The organism is Rummeliibacillus sp. TYF005 (genome assembly GCF_003844195.1).
GTDB lineage: Bacteria > Bacillota > Bacilli > Bacillales_A > Planococcaceae > Rummeliibacillus.
This window is the reverse complement of record NZ_ML122573.1, coordinates 17,010-34,747: the sequence shown is the minus strand read 5'-3', so window position 1 is coordinate 34,747 and position 17,738 is coordinate 17,010. Positions and strand designations below refer to the sequence as shown.

Here is a 17,738-nt window from a genome sequence, read left to right as displayed (position 1 = left end):
GTCCCCACCCCAACTATTTACAAAGAGCCCAAAGTTCGAAAGCATCGATGAAACTTATTCTCTTGTATTTACATTCCTTTTATTGCTTGCCACTTACCACCTTCAGACATCTGTCACACTTTTCAAATTGACGAATATACTGATGATGGAAGCCAAAGAAAAGGATTGATAAAAATGCAAAATAACTATAATTGGTATCCATGTACACATTGCTATTCACAAACCCATGGTTATTATAATTGGTATCCATCACCTCATGGGTATCAACCTGTTGCTATGCCATACCCACAAACTTCTACGCCTCAACTAGTAAGTACACCTATGAATAATAATGAGTCAATGTTGTTGAGAGATTATGGAAAGAATCCTTTCGCTATCAATATAGCAAGCGCTACTAAACTAAACAATACGTATCGTACTGCCCTTTGGACAGGTAAACATTTACAACTAACACTTATGAGTATTGAGGTTGGTGATGATATAGGATTGGAAATCCATCCTCATATTGACCAATTTGTAAGAATCGAAGATGGGCAAGGTGTTATTGTAATGGGCGATAGTAAAGATCAACTAACTTTCCGTAGAGAAGTTCATGGTGATGATGCTTTTATCATACCTGCAGGAAAATGGCATAACCTCATTAACACAGGCAACAAACCTATTAAACTATATTCAATCTATGCTCCTGTTCAACATCCGTATGGCACAGTTCAACAAACTAAAGATATTGCGAAAGCTCAAGAGAAGCATTAAAAGGCAGTTGGAAGAGTTAAACATCTTCCAACTGTTTTTTTCGTATTCATTTTTCGATAAATCTATCCTTCAGCCTACGAATAGTGACATGTACAAAGTATTTCACTACAATGAACATATAGAGATTGCAGGAGGCAAATAATGCATTCATTAATAGATATTGGTTTAAATTTAACAGAAAAAAGTTTCGCAAAGGATTCAAACGAAGTAGTAGACCGTGCAATTCAAAGCGGGGTTGGACAGATGATTCTAACAGGTTCAAGCGTTGGCGGAAGTGAGAAGAGTCTTGCAATAGCAAGACAATATCCCAACATTCTCTTTTCTACTGCAGGAATTCACCCACATGAAGCTAGTGAATTTACACAAGATTCGATTCTAAGCTTAAAGCAATTAGCCCAACATCCTGAAGTGGTAGCAATCGGTGAATGCGGACTAGATTTCAATCGGATGTATTCTTCGCAACAAATCCAAGAAGAATGTTTTGAAGCCCAATTAGAATTAGCAAGAGAGTTGGACATGCCAATTTTCTTACACGTTCGCGATGCACACGAACGATTCGTAGAAATCATGGAGAACCATTCAGATCTTATCGAAAAAGCAGTAGTCCATTGTTTTACTGGAAATACAACTGAAGTCAAAAAATATGTATCGATGGGTTTCCATATTGGGGTAACAGGCTGGATATGTGATGAAAGACGTGGACTAGATCTACAAGAAGCAGTGAAATATATTCCTCTCAATCGTTTGATGGTCGAAACGGATGCCCCTTATCTAACACCAAGGACTCTTCGTCCAAAGCCAAAACACGGACGTAACGAACCTGCTTTCTTACCCTATATTGCTGGTGAAATCGCTAAATATATGGGTGTATCCGCTGAAGATATAGCAAAACATTCCGTTGAAAATACTAAACGATTCTTTCAACTGTAAATAAAAAAGCCTCCATTTGGGGGCTTTTTGTATCTTAATCTACATCTCGGTATCTTACAGTTAAACCTTTTAAAAACTTCCGTGCAAAATTATCGCCGCATTCTTTATAATTTCGATGTCCAGGTTTTCTTAAAATAGCACCTAATTCACCTTTTGATACTGCAATACCGCCATCATCAAGAATATCTAGCATATCTTCTGTCTTTAGTTGTAACGCCACTTTTAGTTTCTTTAATAGCATATTATTAACATGATCTTTCGCATTGTTCGTAGGAACTGTATTGGTTGATTGGCCTGGTTTTGATTGTTGAGGTCCTCTTTTAAAAGTGATAAACCCATTCAAAAATGATTCTAACATTCGATCATTGCATTTAAGATAATCTTCTGTTTCTTCAATTTCCTCTTCTGTCAATTTAGTAAGAATTTTTTTCACTTGTTCCTTTGTAAGTTGTACACCACCAAGTTTAAAAATTCCCACCATATCTACATCTTTAATATCAAGGGCATATCTTAGTCTAATTAAAATATCGTTATTTTCCATTTAAAAACCTCCTATAAAACATATCGCCATTTTTTCAGCAGAACATACTAGTATTTGTTCTAATAATCAAGTATTATAAAATAAAATGTTGGAAATAAAATCCAAAAGATGGTGAATAAATAATGTCCCAAATAGAAGTTTATCATTATGATGCCTTTACTACAAAGCCAGGTAAAGGAAATCCCGCTGGAATTATATTAAATTCCGAGACATTAACAACAGAAGAAATGCAATCAATTGCAAAATCAATAGGTTTTAATGAATGTGCCTTTACCTTATCATCTGATATTGCAGATGTTAGGATTCGATATTTTACACCTGGTCACGAAACACCTTTATGTGGACATGCCACAATGGCCAGTATCGTAGCTTTATTGGAACAGGAGAGACTTATAAAGAAAGATTCCTATACGATAGAAACTCTTGCTGGTATTTTATCGATTCATGTGTCGAAAAACACTTCATATTATCAAGTATATATGGAACATATAGCTCCGCAGTTCGCTGAATTTAGAGGTTCCAAAAAGATTTGGCAAATGCATTAAATATTACGGAAAATGAGATAGATGCTCGTTACCCCGTTGTTTATGGAAACACTGGGCAATGGACACTTTGCATCCCAATTGCACATATCAAATCCTTTGAAAAGATGAAACCCAATACAGAAGCATTTCCTAACATTTTAAAAGAAATGCCAAAAGCATCTGTTCATCCTTTTAGTTTTTCTGCCTTTGCTTCAGATGCCGATATGCATGCAAGACACTTTTCATCTCCATTCTCTGGAACAATTGAAGATCCTGTAACAGGTACTGGCTCTGGGGTAATGGGTGCATATTATGCCACATTCGTAGAACCCGCACGAAAAGAAAATTATGATTTAATAGTAGAACAAGGACAAGAATTAAAAAAAGATGGCCGTGTCATTGTTCATATTCAACATCAGGATGATTTAAAAATAGCTATTACAGGCACTGCTGTTTTTGTAAAAAAATTTATGATTGATGTTGAATAAGCTATTGATTCTATGAAGCTTCAGATATATGTTTCACATATAAAAAATGTACACTACTAAATTTGGACTTTAGCTGTGTACATTTTTCTTTATTTGGATTGTAGGTTCTATGCTACATGTCAGATGGAAATCTACGTAAGCCACTTCAAAAGTATGCAATTTTGATTTTTGGAAAGCGGATGCAATTACTTTAAACAGCTGGTGCTTTGTTTAGCACAACTCGGACTTCCTTTTGCACAACTCAGACTTCCTTTTGCACAACTCGGGCTCCCTTTTGCACAACTCAGTCCCTTTTGCACAACTCAGGGTTTCTTTTGCACAACTTGGGCTTCCTTTTGCACAACTCAAACTTCCTTTTGCACAACTCGGACTCCCTTTTGCACAACTCGGGCTCCCTTTTGCACAACTCAGATTCATCCCATCAAGACAATCATTAGCTTCTTAACATAAAGGTTTTAACTGGCTCATATTTTGGCTCTTTGTCTAAATTTGTTTGATATAAAACAATTCGATCAGCTATAAATGATAAAGAGTTATCATGGAAAGGATTATTTTTTTCTAGAAATGCGGAATTAAATTCTTGGTCCCCTCCCCATCTTTTTGCCAAAGTAATGTGAGGGTTATAGGGTCGACTATCTAAAATAAATCCTGCATCACAGCATGATTGCTGGATAATTGATTGAAGTTTAAATAATGCATCTTCATGCTGAACAGCGCCCCAAAAAATCCGTGGTGATTTTGGATTCCCGAAAATATTAATACCTTGAATAGTAAGATTAAAAGCTTTTTCTTCCTTAATCGAGTTACCTACTAGATTGATTATAGTATGTTGCTTTTGCTCGTCCATCGCTCCGAGAAAAGCAAGGGTAATATGATAATCACTCTTGTGTACCCACCTTTTAAAGGCGAAATTTTGTTTAAGACTTTGCAGCTTATCTTGAATACTCTGTTTAATATCATCAGGCAATTGAACCGCCCAAAAATAATGTTTACTATTTTCCACTTCATCACGCTTCTTTTTATAATATAGTGTGAGAACTTAAAAAGTAATTGTTATCAACTAGCATGTACTTGTAAAAATGGCTTCATTCAAATAATGTCAAAACTTTTGTGCATCCATTCATCCCCAATATCAATTATGAACCTTGCTCTCTAATTTCTTTTCGTGTTTAAATGCTGGCTTTACTTCGGCAATAATTATTGCTATTAAGATGATGAAGCTACCGATAATCATTCGGCTTGTTAGGATTTCATGTAAGATAATCACTGAGAAAATTGTTCCAAAAAGTGCTTCCGTAGATAAAATAAGAGCTGATTTTGTTGGGTCCGCATATTGCATGCCGATATTTTGACATACGTACGCAATAGTAGTACAAACTATGCCTAAGTATAAAATAACAGAAACTTCCTCTGATGAAATTGTTGTTGGTACTTCTCCTAATACAATGACAGCAATTATACTCAATACCGCTGCGGTGAATAGTTGAACAATTGTTAATGCAAGGGCATCCTCAGTCTTCACAAACATATTTGTATAAAAAATATCAAAAGCAAATCCTATTGCACTTGCGAGGGATAGGAAATCTCCTATATTCATCTGCATCGAGCCTTGTAGGGAAAGGAAGCCAATTCCTATAATCGCTAACAAAGCTGCTAACATTTCAAAGCCATCAAACTTTCGCTTATATATAACAAAGGCGATCAAAGGAACAATCATTACATTTACTGCAGTTAGAAATGCGTTTTTGGATGGCGTTGTATAGTCAAGCCCTATCGTTTGCACAGTAAATGCTAAAAATAGAATTACACCAAGTATGATTCCCTTCCATAAGACTCGCTTCGTAATTAGCTTCACATTTTTGTGGAAAATTATAGTTAAAAATATAGTTGCAAGGGCAAAACGACCGGCCATTATTTGAAAGACAGTTAAATGTGCTAACCCTACTTTCATACCAATATAGCCACTCCCCCAAATAATAGCTGTTAAAAGCAAAAGTATTTCTCCTATGTATTTCTTCATGTTAGTCCTTCTTTCTACAATCGTACTTAAACTAAGTCAGTTCTGATTTTATTTAATAGGTGTTTGCCCATTAGCATAGCACAGGAAAGCTATATAGGTTGGACAAAATCTAAAATGAAAACCACGAAATTTTACAATCAGTAAAATTTTCGTGGCTTTATTTTTAGCCTATGCTATGGACATTTACCGTCATCTAATAGAGGTGCGCTAACGGCTTTCAAATAAATCGTTCATTATTCTTGATTAAACCAAAGAGGATCTTTATCATCGACATCACCATTATAATTGATAAAAATTTCTTCTCCAGCTTTTATATCTGTGTGAGCATAGAAGTCAAATGTTTGATTTCTAAAATTAATCTCATAAGTTGCATTTGGTTCATAAGAATGGTTAAACAGCATTCCATATCCTAGAAGGATAGCGGAGCGACCAATTCCATACTCAAAAGCATAATCTGCTAATAAGGTTTGCTCAATATATTGATGTTGTTCGTTTGGATAAGCAATGACTGGAGCTTCGTGTAGAATCTCACCTTTTTTGATATCACGTGTAGCAAAGACGCCTCTATTAAATTCTCCATCACTTATTGGAGATGTTTTTACCTCGATCATATTTTTACCTACTCACTTTTATATTTTTTCTTTTAACTGTACCATTATTTTGCCCATTAAGCTCTTTTTATTTTGAAAAATTATTTTACATGTTATAAAAACAACCATGTTATGAACAGATACATCTAGGTTGCATAAAATAGTTATACAATCTATTTCCAAAAAGGATGATATAAAATGTCATTGACTATTTTACTAGCAAGACCGGATACTCATCCTAATAACGAAGAGACATCTGAGATATTGGACGACTATGGATGGGATATTGATCGTTGGGAGAATGACGGTGGAAAGTGTTGATACAAGATTTTGTAGTTTGGAATATTACTGATTTCTTAAATTTAAAATAAAAAAACGAATCCCACCAAAAAGGGATTCGTTTTTTTCATTCAATATTAACGTTTTTCTTCTTCATCGTCCCAACATTCGACATCGCCAATATTCGGTACATCTTTTTTATAGAATACTGGGTCTTTACCTTGTTTACGTTGAGCCAAATAATTGTTGATAACAGGTTTTGCCACTTTCCATAGTAACAAAATAGCAAGCAAGTTTATAAGCGCCATAATAGCCATAAATAGATCTGCTAAATCCCATACAACTTGTACTTTTGATACTGAGCCAAACATTACAAAGGCTACCACCAAAATGCGGAATATCAATAGAGCCGTTTTCGATTCCTTGATAAACCCTATATTTATTTCACCATAATAGTAATTACCAATTACCGTACTAAATGCAAACATAAATATAGCAATTGCTAAGAATACGCCTGCCCAATCACCTAGAATTCCAACTAACGATGCTTGAGTTAAGTTTACCGAAGCTGCATTTGTTTGTAGATATGCATCACTAAGTAATACAATCGCTGCAGTTGAAGTACAAACTAATAAAGTATCAATAAACACTCCTAATGTTTGGATCAGACCTTGTTTTACTGGGTGAGTAACTGATGCTGTTGCAGCTGCATTCGGTGCAGAACCCATACCAGCTTCATTGGAGAATAAACCACGTTTAACTCCATTCATGATTGCTGCTCCTAACATTCCCGCGAATGCTTCTTGTAATCCAAATGCAGACTTAACAATAAGAATAATCACATTGGGAAGTTCTTTAAAATTGATCAATACAACTAAAAGTGCAATAACGATATATGCAATCGCCATAACGGGCACAATAATTTGAGTCACACTGACAATACGTTTCAATCCGCCAAATACAATAACTGCTGTTAAAACGGATAATATTATACCGACTAGTAATCGATTTGTACCAAAACTTTCTTTAAAAGCAATTGTAATCGTATTTGCTTGTACAGCGTTAAAAACAAAACCATAAGTTAATGTAATAACAATGGCAAAAAGTACACCCATCCATCTTTTATTTAAACCTTTTTCCATATAATAAGCAGGGCCACCACGGAACATTCCTGTACTATGGTCTTTAACTTTGTATACCTGTGCCAATGTACTTTCGACTAGTGCAGATGCGCCACCGATAAGTGCAACAATCCACATCCAAAATACAGCACCTGGTCCTCCAATTGCTATTGCTGTTGCAACACCTGCAATGTTCCCAGTACCAATACGAGAAGCAGCTGAAACCGTAAAAGCTTGGAAAGAAGATATACCTCTTTTTCCTGATTTGTCTTTTGGAGCTTTTTCAGTAAGAAGTTTAAACATATCAGGAATCAATCGAAATTGAATAAATTTTGTTTTAAAGGTAAAAAACAATCCAGCTCCAATTAACAATATTATTAATAAATACGAATATAAAAATGTATTTACTTCATTTAATACACTATCGAACCAATCCATAATTTTATAATTTCTCCTCCTACAGCTTGTTCTAGTCCCTTAAGACTAAAATCACATCTTTTAAAATATGAATCTTGAAAACTGATAACAAACCAAATATAAAGTAAAATAATAGTTATTTCTTTTTATTTCACTCTTTATTAATTATATCATTATAACTAAACTTCAATTATTGTTATATTACTTACTCAAAAGTCAATATTCTAAACTATCAGTCATTATATAAAGCTATCATCAGTTCGAATATCAATCTAAAGTTACCCGTCCAGAATTTATACTCCTTATTAATTTTACTGAAACCGTTGCTAATTTATCTTCTTCAAATAAGAATTGCCATAAAAATATACAGTTAACACTTCCTCTTTTTGAAAAGCCTAGTATGTAATTTTCAACAGTGTACAAAACCAATATTTTTAATTTTTACTTACCAATTAGTGTATTAATGTTATGAAATTGAGAAAACATAAGCATGAGGACAGTATCTGAACAGGAGTTATAAAATGAGCAATTCTTCATTTGAAAAAAGCTATCTTGAAAAAAGTTTGGAAGATAATATTCAAACCATAAAAAAGATCCTTGGAAGCCCAGCTGACTTAATTATCCGAAAAAGTAGCATTGGAATTATTGAACATAAATTTGCCATGATTTATATGAAAGGACTTGTAAACGAGGAGCAAGTAAATAATAACATCTTAAGAATTCTTGAGCTGAATAAAAAGGACATTCAAGGAAATTTGTTTGATACGGTTTACGAAGAAATGATCGCACTAACTGAAATAAAAAAATCCCAAAAACTCGATCAAGTGATTAAAACCTTATTAAGCGGAGATACAGTTGTTCTCTTAGATAATTGTGACCTAGCTATTCAGTTAGGGACGAGTGGTGGTGAATTTCGTGCCATTGAGGAACCACAGTCTGAAGCTGTTATACGCGGTTCTAGGTCCGGTTTTGTGGAAAATTTAAAATTTAATCTCGCGCTTCTACGAAGGGAAATCAAAGACCCAAATCTTCGTATTAATATGATGGAAGTTGGAAAACATTCTAATCAAAAGGTTGCGATTTGTCATATTGAGGGACAAGTTAAACAAGAAATAGTAGATGAAGTCGTTCAGCGATTAAAAACAATTAATGTTGATTTTGCCCCAGATTCAGGATTTATTGAACAATGGATTGAGGACAGTAATTTATCGCCATTTCCACAAATACTTGATACAGAAAGGCCTGACAGAGTTGCCTATAATTTATTAAAGGGAAAAGTTAGCATTATCGTAGAAGGTTCCCCCTTCGCTCTTCTTATGCCAATAACGATTGGAGATTCCCTTAAAACTATTGAAGATTACAACCAAAGATGGCTGATAAGTACATTATTACGATTTTTGCGATTTGTTTCTTTCTATATGACACTTTTTTTACCGGCCCTTTATGTAGCACTCGTATCCTATCATCCTGAATTGATACCGACGCAGTTGTTATTTACCATTGCTGCCTCAAGAGAAGGTGTTCCTTTCCCTTCTTTAGTTGAAGCATTATTAATTGCATTATTTTACGAAATATTGCAAGAGGCTGGGACAAGATTACCTAGAAAAATTGGTCAAACCATTGGGATTGTAGGTGGTATTGTTATTGGTGAAATTGCTGTTCAAGCAGGTATTGTAACTCCCTTAATGGTCATTGCCATAATCCATCACATCGTCCTGTGGGTTTAAACCAGAGTACTCTGTAGCACAGTTCTCCCTAACGATTTGATATATCTCCATCCATAGCCTGTTTGTCTGACTCATAAAGTTCTGACTCATCGCTACATAAGGACTTTGAATAGCATTGCCGGTGGTTGGGTGCTTGGCTAGAAAGCCAAACTCGGTTACTGCTTCCTCACACTGTATCCATCTGGCCGCACTCATGGCATATCGCTCTAGAAGCTGTGGAAGTACCAAATGGGCACATTCTCGCTCCTCAAGCCATTTCCATGTAATTTCATAGATTTCACTCGCTTCTAAGGTTTTCCCATCCTTTTGCACTGCGGAGAGCATGGCCCTTGGTTTTGGCATTTCCTGCCCCTTCAGGTCAGCAGTATTCTTGAACTCGACGACTTCAAGCTTTCTTTTACCGGGATTTCCCTCAGCAATTTTGTCAGCAAGTGGTTTTTTCTTTTGACCGGAGCCTATACGGGCGCCGCCTCGATTTGTTCCATCTTTGGCCATTCACTCACCTCTTTTCATCGATGGGCCTATTACCCCGTTTGAAACCGCGAATTTTCACGCGTTACCCCACGCCCGTTGCACATTTAAAAAGCTGTAGAGATTTGACTCCCCCTACCGGGTTCCCCAACGATCTCCATCTCTTGCTGTGATTGCAGAGTGGCAAGGAGTACAAAGAGCCATCAGATTACTTCTATCGTCAGTCCCTCCTCTTGCAAGAGGAAGAATGTGATGCACTTCGGTTGCTGGGGTCAGCTTTCCTTGTCGTTTGCATTCCTCACAAAGAGGATGAGCTGCAATGTAACGGTCACGTATTCTTTTCCAAGCACGACCATAACGCTTACGTGTTGCTGGGTCACGATCATACTTTTCATACCGTGCAGCTTCCTTCTTGCTATGCTCTTCACAAAAGCGCTTGTCGGTTAGCTCTGGGCAACCAGGGTAAGAGCACGGTCGCTTAGGTTTCTTTGGCATACTGCACCTCCTTTTGCCCATAGAAAAAGCCCTCGCAGGAGTGGTTCTCCCGTGAAGGCTTCTGTTTATTAATATTCCATACTACCATTATATAACTTTCACTACAGACAAACAGTGTCATCGTATGCCAAACTGTGCCAAAGTGTGCCAACCTTTTGCGAGCATTCAGATTACTGCGTACAAAAACCACCAATAGATATTTTCAAAAATATCCAAAGTTATTGACATGTTTATTGGACATTGTTATAATAACAATGTCCAATATCTTTGACATAGGTGATACTGTTGAAAAATAAAATTAAAGCAATACGGAACAAATTGGGGATAACACAAGAGCAACTTGCTAAGAAGTGTGGAGTTGTTAGACAAACAATAAATTGTATAGAGAATGATAAATATGATCCCACACTGGAACTGGCTTTCAAATTATCAAAAACGTTAAAAGTAAAGGTAGATGAATTGTTTATTTATGAATAAATTTCATTCAAATTATATAATAACAATGAAAGATATTGTAAGGGAAGGTAATGATATCTTACATCGACCAACACTGGAAGTGATGGTACCTCCCCCTGAGGAAGATAAGGAAACATTAACTAGTATGATGAATTTCTTAAAAAATAGTCAAGACCCCATTCTATCCAAAAAATATAAATTACGTGGAGGAGTTGGATTATCCGCGAATCAGATTGGCTTGAATAAGCGAATGTTTGTAGCGTATTTCACTGACGAGATGGGGAAAGAACATGAATATACCCTTATTAATCCAAAAATTATTAGCCATTCCGTTTCTATGATTTACTTACCACCAAGTGAAGGGTGCCTATCTGTTGATCGAGATATAAATGGGTTCGTACCAAGATATGAGAGAATTAAAGTGAAAGGGTTTAATTTAGAAGGAGAAGAAATAATATTAAAACTCAATGGCTATTCCTCTATTGTTATTCAACATGAAATAGATCACCTAAATGGAATTATGTTTTATGAGCGTATCAATAAAGAAAATCCTTTCAAACTACCAGAAAACTGTAAAAGTTTATACTGAGATCATGCATTAGGTCGGTATTCAAAGTGGGTAAGCAATGAGTTGTTGTTTTGACAGCTCATTTTAATTTAATAATCATTAAAAAGGAGAAACTAATTATTTAAATCACTGTAATTTTCATACAATGACTAAGGTAATGGTGAAGAGGGCCTTTTAACCCTCTTCCTGCACTATTTTCCGGTTACTCCTTTTTATTTTGGAACCTTTAAATGTTGCAAAGCGGATGAGTGGAGTCTGTGTACGGTTCTCATAGAAACATTAAGGTTGACACAGATTTCTTCCCAGTTAAGAAAGTTAATGTATCGGTAGCGAAGAAGCAGCTTCTCATCCACATTTTCCATCTGGTTAATCGCTTCACGGATATCTGATTTAAGCTTTATTAATCGCTCAACCTCATGTTGTATCTGTTGCTCCAAATCTATTATCCTAATCACATATTTTTCAAAGGGTGGGTCAGTACTCTTGGTTCGACTGACTTTCTCATCAAGCACAGGGGATGAAACACTTCTTGATAAATCCCTTAAGTTTTGCAACTCTTCAAGGTCGGAGTTAATCAATTCATTCAAACGGTAAGCCTGTTTTAAGAATTCCTTAGCTGTCATCATCGCACCACCTCCTCTTGTAGCTGTTGAATTAACATGTCAGGGTTGAGAGAGGTGAGGACATTGAACAATCCAGAATGAAAGAAGCACTCAACCTCACGTTTCGTATATAAAGCAGAATCATTGCGAGGGTGTTTTGCTAGTCTTTTTAAAGCAAAACGATAATCCTTGACTGCCTGTAGAATAATGGCATTTGCCAGTTTTTCAAATGCATCCATCATACAGCATCCCTCGCTTTCCCAAGATTTGCTTTGACCGCATTAATAAGATCGGTTTGTGTCTTTTCCTTTCGTTTCAAGGCTCTCATCACATCTTCATCGATTGTGCCTTTAGTAATGATGTGATGGATTACTACTGTCTCTTTTTGTCCTTGTCTCCAAAGTCTCGCATTTGTTTGTTGATGGAGTTCCAGACTCCAAGTAAGTCCGAACCAGATAAGCGTTGAACCTCCACTTTGTAAGTTGAGACCGTGTCCCGCCGATGCAGGATGGATAACTGCCACAGAAATATCACCGTTGTTCCAATCCTTAATATCCTTGGAAGTTTTAATTTCTCTGACATTAAATTTTGCCTTAATACGCTCCAAATCGTGATTATACCAATAGGCAATAAGCACGGGTTTGCCGTTTGCACCTTCGATTAAATCTTCAAGAGCATCTAGCTTGCGGTCGTGGATAATATGGGGTTTTTTATCATCATCATAGATAGCACCGTTTGCCATTTGCAGAAGTTTGCCTGAAAGGACAGCTGCATTCATGGCATCTATTTCTTCATCGCCAAATTTAAGGACCATCTCCTCACGAAAGTGATCATATACTGATTGTTCTTTAGCATTAAGATAGACAGGCACTTCATTGATCACGCATTCAGGCATTTTTAGAAAATCTACCGACTTCATGGAAATGGTAATATCTGAAATGAGCCGATATATGGCATCTTCAGCACCTGGCAATGGCTTATATGAAAACACAATCTGCTGATTTCGTTTATCCGGTGTAAAGTAGGAATTGCGGTAGTGTGTTATGTACCTGCCGAGTCTTTTACCCATGTCGAGAATACGAAACTCTGCCCACAAATCCATTAATCCATTACTGGAGGGTGTACCCGTAAGACCCACAATCCGTTTTGCCCTCGGTCTTACTTTTAGTAAACTTTTAAACCTTTTTGCGCCATAGGACTTAAAAGATGATAGTTCATCAATGACCACCATATCGAAATTAAAAGGAATACCGCTTTTGTTTACCAACCAGTCAACATTTTCTCTGTTTATAAGATAGACACTTGCAGGTTTCCTAAGAGCTGCCAACCGCTCCTGTTCTGTTCCGATGGCTACCGAAAACTCCAGTCCTTTTAAATGCTCCCACTTATTTATCTCAGCTGGCCAAGTATCCCTCGCCACCCGAAGTGGAGCAATGACCAGAACCTTTCCAATTTCAAAACGATCAAGACATAGGTCAAATATAGCCGTTAGAGTAATGACACTTTTGCCAAGACCCATTTCTAAAAACACCGCAGCGATGGGATGCTCAAGTATGAAGTTCGTTGCATAAGTCTGATATTTATGAGGATTGTATTTCACCCAGTATCACTCCAATCTGCTTAACATCATCAATGACATAACAAGTAAAGCCTAACTTCTGTAATTGCTTTATTCTTCTATTCTGTAACGGACGAGGTTTCTTTCCGGAAGCCTTTAATTCTACAAAAGCCATCTTCCCATGTGGTAAAAGCACTATGCGGTCTGGCATCCCATCTAAACCTGGGCTAACAAACTTCGCCGCAATGCCTTCCATCTTTTTTACCTCAGCCACCAGTTTCTTTTCGATATATTTTTCAAGCATAAATACCTCCCATATAAAAGGCTCGGAACAAGAAAACAACTTTAACCCAATTTTCCTATACGCGCGCGTATGCGTGTATGCACAGGCTACTATTACTTCTTTTTACTATTTATAAATAAATAGGATACTTCTTGTTCCACTTGTTCCGAACCGTTGATTTTCCTTATCATTACTAGCTTTAGGGAAAGAACCAGCATGGGAACAAGGTAAGGTACAACTTAGCGTTGTTCCTCGACTCGGGAATAAGCTCGTTGCTTTCCGTAGACAGGAAACATTACAACACCATTCTTGTTCCCAGTGTACTTGTTCCACTCACTGATCTTTCTCATAATGGCACCGATAGCATAGGAATCTGATGGTTTTAACATGGATGCCTCTTTACCGAAACACTCACACCAAATTTCCATATTGCAGACAAGGGTCCTTTTTACTGTTCCAACACGGGTGCCGCCGCCAAATTCGCTACCGCCGAGGAAATTTCTACGCTCGTATAAAGACATCGTGTCCCAATCATCCGGTAAGAGCGTATCCAAGTAGGTACGAACTAGTCCTTCTCGTTCGTCCGTTTCCATAGCATCTGCCTGTTCACTAGTTGCCATGGTTACATCATCACCTTCAAGGTAGAGTTTTTCGCCCTTCTCATAAAGAACTAGAGCCTCTGCCCAAATTTGCTCTACTTCCTCTTTGGTCATCTGCCAAGCTTTCTTTCTACTGTTACCGCTAATGCGGACTGGCCAAAATCTGCGGTTACCTGTAATATCCCGAAGAAATCCGCTTTCTGCATTGGTAGAACCTACAATTACGCATTGACGGGGATGGCTTTCCACGTTGACCCCATAACTGGCACGGTACTTATCATCCGCCCTCGAGATAAAGGACTTCACAATCTCCACATCCGTCTTACGCATCCCAGCAAGCTCACCGAGTTCCAACAACCAATATCCCTGAAGTTTTTCAGCCCCAGATTTATCTTTCATGTCCGTGAGAGTTAAACTGTCTGAAAACCAATCCCCTGCAAGTTTGGCAAAGAAAGTTGACTTACCGATGCCTTGAGGACCGTTTAAGATAAGAACACTATCAAACTTTGTGCCTGGTCTATAAATACGGGCTACCGCCGCAACCATCGTTTTGCGAATAATTGCCTTTGTGTAGGAATTATCTGTTGCACCGAAATAATCAATCAGTAAATTTTCTACTCGGCTAATACCATCCCATTTTGGCAGGGAGTCTAGGTACTCCTTAACAGGATGGTAGGCTCGTTCAGTCGCTACCGCTACCACAGCATCCTTGGTCTTGGTAGGAGAATAGACCCCGTATTTGCTGCTTAAGTACACCTTAAGAAGTGCGTTATCCGAATCATTCCAACCCGCCTTAATCTGGTCCCAAGGCAGACCACCTTTGGCATCAATACCATCACGATGGCAGTTGAAAGCGATATGCTGTAATTCCTTGTCATGACGAATAATCAAGACAATGTTATCCAATGTGTCTTTTATCCGACCTTGCTTATCTAGTTCGAAACCTGTCTGCCAATCCTCTTCACTAAACTCCTCTTCAGCCTGGGCCTGCCTTTCCTTAGCAAACTCAGCTTTCACCGCTTCATCTTTTATAGCAAACTCACACATTGCCACAAAAGACGGCATCCTACTAGGAGCCGTTGTAGTGGAAGCTCTATCATCTAAAGAGCCGAATTTATGAATACGAACGAGGTCAAAAGCATTGAGGAGCAGGCCGCTTGCTGGGTCGGTGGCATGGTGGCTGTATGCGAATTTATCATCATAGATAATTACACCCGCACTACTATCAGCTGGAATATAGTCATAGCGCCCTTCCATAGCAGATGGCGCATAAACTGCATCTAAAAATTTATCAATTGCTTCACGAACGGAATAGGCACGACAGAAAGTTCCTACCACACCTTCCTTTAAAAGCGGATCGGCTTGTTCTCTAAGACTGCGATTAATAACCTCAGACTGCCTGCTTGATACTGGCCAAGTTGACGTATCTCGCCAGTTTTCATATTTTGCAAGATAAATATCCGGGTCAAGTAATGCTCCATCCTGCTCTTCGTAGACAAATTCACCGTTAGAGGAAGTGGATGGCCAATACATAAGGCGATGGGCTTCATATGTCGTATCATCGAAAAGATCAATACCAATTTCTTTTGCCACCATACGTCCAACGGCTGCATATTCTTCTTCGCTGATCTCACGAGCAAGGGGAACGATAAGTCTGAGTCTTGGATTTTCTGGTGTGTGCTTATGAGTGGAGTAAACGCAACATTTGAAATCGAAAAGCAGACTGATTTGCTCCCAGATATTCGGTCTACCGTAATCCATATCGAGGGTAAGCAAAGAACGACATAGAACATTGCCCTTCTTTCGCCTTCCTTCTTTTAAATGTCCTCCGACAAAGCCGCCCACATCCTTGATATCATCTTGCTGCCCTTTTTTAAGTTTCCGATATTCTTCTACTGTTTCCGTAGTGCGTTGCGTCGTCTTTACACGGGAGCAAAAATCCTCCCAGGAGATATCTTTGTTTTTCCATTTCCTATCCATCCGGCTATTGCCTACTGCAATTTTCATAAGCTTTCAACCTCCTCATGCTCCGGACTAAAATATCTGACCGTTTGTCTGCGTTTCTTGGCTACTTCAATTTCCCTCGCCATACCGGTTGAGATGGTATTGCCCAGCACCCACACCTCGGAGCATTTGCCCATAAGCACGATGTCCATAAATATGGCAAGCTCCCGTTCTTCGGGATTTTCATCATCCATAAACTGAGGAAACATAAGATGGGGAGCAATCGGGATACAGTTTTGGTCTAGAGCAAAACTGCAAAAACTGCGAGCCTTTTTAATGTTTTCTTCTACATCACCGGAATAGGGGGAACAGATATATACAAGCGGCTTAAAGGCAGATTTTTTCTCTGCCTTTTCCTTTTTCATTATGTTGGTCAGTGCTTCATGGGGAGTTGGGTCATGGTATCCTTCGTGATTGAATTTGTTGATTCCCATTACACACCCTCCATTTCTATCTGAGGCAAAATACCGTCTGCCTTCATCAGTTCGTAAATGAAGAGTCTGCCTTTTTGTGTCCAATATGTATGGACCTTTGTATGCTGTTCACCGTTACTGCCAAGGTAGCTATGTGTCTTAGTGCTGGTGTAGCCTTTTTCCGCATACTTCTGATATAAAAGCCAGATACCACCTTGTTTAAACTGAATGCCCTTTTTATTGAGATAGCGGTTCATCCAAATAGCTGACTTCCCGTAATCTTTGGCAATTGCTGAGGTGGAAATGAGGTCTTTACAATTTAAAACTACATCGTAATAAGAGACTTTCGGTTTCATTTCTGCAATTTGCTGATTCTGAACAGCAACCGTACCTTCAAGCACTTTATTTTGATTCCTTACTTGAGTTAGTTGTTGATTGGCAAACTGTAATGCCCTTGCCATGATTGCCTCTGGTGAATTCCATCTTCTTTCTATTTCAAGAAAGTATTGGCGACACTCTTTCCCTTTTGGAGTACGCTGTATCATGCATAGCTCTTTTGCCATGTCAATTGTTAACTGATGGTCTATGCTTGGTCTGCCTCCAGTACTTTCGCTCAAAAATGAGCTAAAGTCTGACCCTTCCTCAAATCCGTACTCACACATTCTTGGAAACCAGTCTTTATAAGCGGTCTTTACTTCCAAGGCTTCATGTAAATCACGACCGAGTACGGTTGGTCGTTGATTTTCATAATTGATTTTTACTAATTCGTCCATACGAATTACCTCCTGCAATATAGTCAGAGAGGAAACCCCTCTACCTAATAGCCACAGGAGGTAATGAATGTTGAGGATTTTGAAAAAATTAATTTGGAATTCTGATTATCATGCGGAATTTGTGTA

The 17,738-nt window shown here is 37.9% G+C and carries 20 protein-coding genes and 1 pseudogene; 7 read left to right on the top strand and 14 right to left on the bottom strand.

Annotated elements, in window-relative coordinates; translation table 11 throughout:
• The first annotated feature begins 174 nt into the window (after positions 1 to 174).
• A complete protein-coding gene (locus tag CW357_RS14185) occupies positions 175 to 753 on the top strand; it encodes a cupin domain-containing protein (protein ID WP_119414423.1) in 579 nt (192 codons plus the stop codon).
• A gap of 141 nt (positions 754 to 894) precedes the next feature.
• Complete coding sequence (locus CW357_RS14180; RefSeq protein WP_119414422.1) at positions 895 to 1,683, top strand: TatD family hydrolase; 789 nt, start codon at positions 895 to 897, stop codon at positions 1,681 to 1,683.
• A gap of 34 nt (positions 1,684 to 1,717) precedes the next feature.
• On the opposite strand, the gene CW357_RS14175 is transcribed toward CW357_RS14180, so the two are convergent.
• A complete protein-coding gene (locus CW357_RS14175) occupies positions 1,718 to 2,224 on the bottom strand; it encodes a YehS family protein (protein ID WP_124218383.1) in 507 nt (168 codons plus the stop codon).
• Positions 2,225 to 2,346: 122 nt separating this feature from the next.
• Here CW357_RS14175 and CW357_RS14170 point away from each other — a divergent pair.
• Positions 2,347 to 3,236: pseudogene (locus tag CW357_RS14170) on the top strand (PhzF family phenazine biosynthesis isomerase).
• Between the two features lie 433 nt (positions 3,237 to 3,669).
• Here the strand turns inward: CW357_RS14170 and thpR are convergent.
• The 3 genes from thpR to CW357_RS14155 all read right to left on the bottom strand — a co-directional run bounded on the left by thpR (position 3,670) and on the right by CW357_RS14155 (position 5,867).
• On the bottom strand, positions 3,670 to 4,239 hold the full coding sequence (gene thpR / locus CW357_RS14165) for an RNA 2',3'-cyclic phosphodiesterase (RefSeq protein WP_124218382.1): 570 nt from the start codon (positions 4,237 to 4,239) through the stop codon (positions 3,670 to 3,672).
• 129 nt (positions 4,240 to 4,368) lie between these two features.
• Positions 4,369 to 5,256, bottom strand: a complete 888-nt coding sequence (locus CW357_RS14160) for a DMT family transporter (protein WP_119414418.1) — start codon at positions 5,254 to 5,256, stop codon at positions 4,369 to 4,371.
• Between the two features lie 233 nt (positions 5,257 to 5,489).
• Positions 5,490 to 5,867 carry an SET domain-containing protein gene (locus tag CW357_RS14155; RefSeq protein ID WP_119414417.1) on the bottom strand — a complete coding sequence of 126 codons (378 nt, stop codon included), beginning with the start codon at positions 5,865 to 5,867 and terminating at the stop codon, positions 5,490 to 5,492.
• Positions 5,868 to 6,044: 177 nt separating this feature from the next.
• Here CW357_RS14155 and CW357_RS18765 point away from each other — a divergent pair, with 177 nt between their 5' ends.
• Positions 6,045 to 6,167 (top strand): hypothetical protein, encoded by a 123-nt coding sequence (locus tag CW357_RS18765; protein WP_255416286.1) that lies wholly within the window; start codon positions 6,045 to 6,047, stop codon positions 6,165 to 6,167.
• A gap of 95 nt (positions 6,168 to 6,262) precedes the next feature.
• On the opposite strand, the gene CW357_RS14150 is transcribed toward CW357_RS18765, so the two are convergent.
• Complete coding sequence (locus CW357_RS14150) at positions 6,263 to 7,684, bottom strand: alanine/glycine:cation symporter family protein (RefSeq protein ID WP_119414414.1); 1,422 nt, start codon at positions 7,682 to 7,684, stop codon at positions 6,263 to 6,265.
• A 500-nt stretch (positions 7,685 to 8,184) separates the two neighbouring features.
• Between CW357_RS14150 and CW357_RS14145 the strand changes: the two genes are divergently transcribed.
• Positions 8,185 to 9,390, top strand: a complete 1,206-nt coding sequence (locus CW357_RS14145; protein ID WP_124218381.1) for a spore germination protein — start codon at positions 8,185 to 8,187, stop codon at positions 9,388 to 9,390.
• Here the strand turns inward: CW357_RS14145 and CW357_RS14140 are convergent.
• Together CW357_RS14140 and CW357_RS14135 are read right to left on the bottom strand one after the other, a co-directional pair.
• Positions 9,346 to 9,885 (bottom strand): P27 family phage terminase small subunit, encoded by a 540-nt coding sequence (locus CW357_RS14140; RefSeq protein ID WP_124218380.1) that lies wholly within the window; start codon positions 9,883 to 9,885, stop codon positions 9,346 to 9,348. The genes CW357_RS14145 and CW357_RS14140 overlap by 45 nt on opposite strands.
• Before the next feature lie 111 nt (positions 9,886 to 9,996).
• Positions 9,997 to 10,356: an HNH endonuclease gene (locus CW357_RS14135; RefSeq protein WP_042357510.1), complete on the bottom strand. Its 360-nt coding sequence runs from the start codon at positions 10,354 to 10,356 to the stop codon at positions 9,997 to 9,999.
• 285 nt (positions 10,357 to 10,641) lie between these two features.
• Here CW357_RS14135 and CW357_RS14130 point away from each other — a divergent pair, with 285 nt between their 5' ends.
• A complete protein-coding gene (locus CW357_RS14130; protein ID WP_027625332.1) occupies positions 10,642 to 10,833 on the top strand; it encodes a helix-turn-helix transcriptional regulator in 192 nt (63 codons plus the stop codon).
• A complete protein-coding gene (def, locus tag CW357_RS14125; RefSeq protein ID WP_027625331.1) occupies positions 10,826 to 11,401 on the top strand; it encodes a peptide deformylase in 576 nt (191 codons plus the stop codon). The genes CW357_RS14130 and def overlap by 8 nt, the downstream gene beginning before the upstream one ends.
• 191 nt (positions 11,402 to 11,592) lie before the next feature.
• On the opposite strand, the gene CW357_RS14120 is transcribed toward def, so the two are convergent.
• From CW357_RS14120 to CW357_RS14090, 7 genes are all read right to left on the bottom strand, one after another.
• Positions 11,593 to 12,006, bottom strand: a complete 414-nt coding sequence (locus tag CW357_RS14120) for a DUF1492 domain-containing protein (RefSeq protein ID WP_042357512.1) — start codon at positions 12,004 to 12,006, stop codon at positions 11,593 to 11,595.
• Positions 12,003 to 12,221: a hypothetical protein gene (locus CW357_RS14115; RefSeq protein WP_019155136.1), complete on the bottom strand. Its 219-nt coding sequence runs from the start codon at positions 12,219 to 12,221 to the stop codon at positions 12,003 to 12,005. The genes CW357_RS14120 and CW357_RS14115 overlap by 4 nt, the downstream gene beginning before the upstream one ends.
• Positions 12,221 to 13,582: a DEAD/DEAH box helicase gene (locus CW357_RS14110; protein WP_124218379.1), complete on the bottom strand. Its 1,362-nt coding sequence runs from the start codon at positions 13,580 to 13,582 to the stop codon at positions 12,221 to 12,223. Before CW357_RS14110 ends, CW357_RS14115 begins: the two co-directional genes overlap by 1 nt.
• Positions 13,563 to 13,844, bottom strand: a complete 282-nt coding sequence (locus tag CW357_RS14105) for a VRR-NUC domain-containing protein (RefSeq protein ID WP_124218378.1) — start codon at positions 13,842 to 13,844, stop codon at positions 13,563 to 13,565. Before CW357_RS14105 ends, CW357_RS14110 begins: the two co-directional genes overlap by 20 nt.
• 218 nt (positions 13,845 to 14,062) lie before the next feature.
• A complete protein-coding gene (locus tag CW357_RS14100) occupies positions 14,063 to 16,429 on the bottom strand; it encodes a virulence-associated E family protein (RefSeq protein ID WP_124218377.1) in 2,367 nt (788 codons plus the stop codon).
• Positions 16,426 to 16,860 (bottom strand): DUF7768 domain-containing protein, encoded by a 435-nt coding sequence (locus CW357_RS14095; protein ID WP_035197504.1) that lies wholly within the window; start codon positions 16,858 to 16,860, stop codon positions 16,426 to 16,428. The genes CW357_RS14100 and CW357_RS14095 overlap by 4 nt, the downstream gene beginning before the upstream one ends.
• Complete coding sequence (locus CW357_RS14090; RefSeq protein WP_035355286.1) at positions 16,860 to 17,612, bottom strand: phage antirepressor KilAC domain-containing protein; 753 nt, start codon at positions 17,610 to 17,612, stop codon at positions 16,860 to 16,862. Before CW357_RS14090 ends, CW357_RS14095 begins: the two co-directional genes overlap by 1 nt.
• Positions 17,613 to 17,738: the final 126 nt, after the last annotated feature.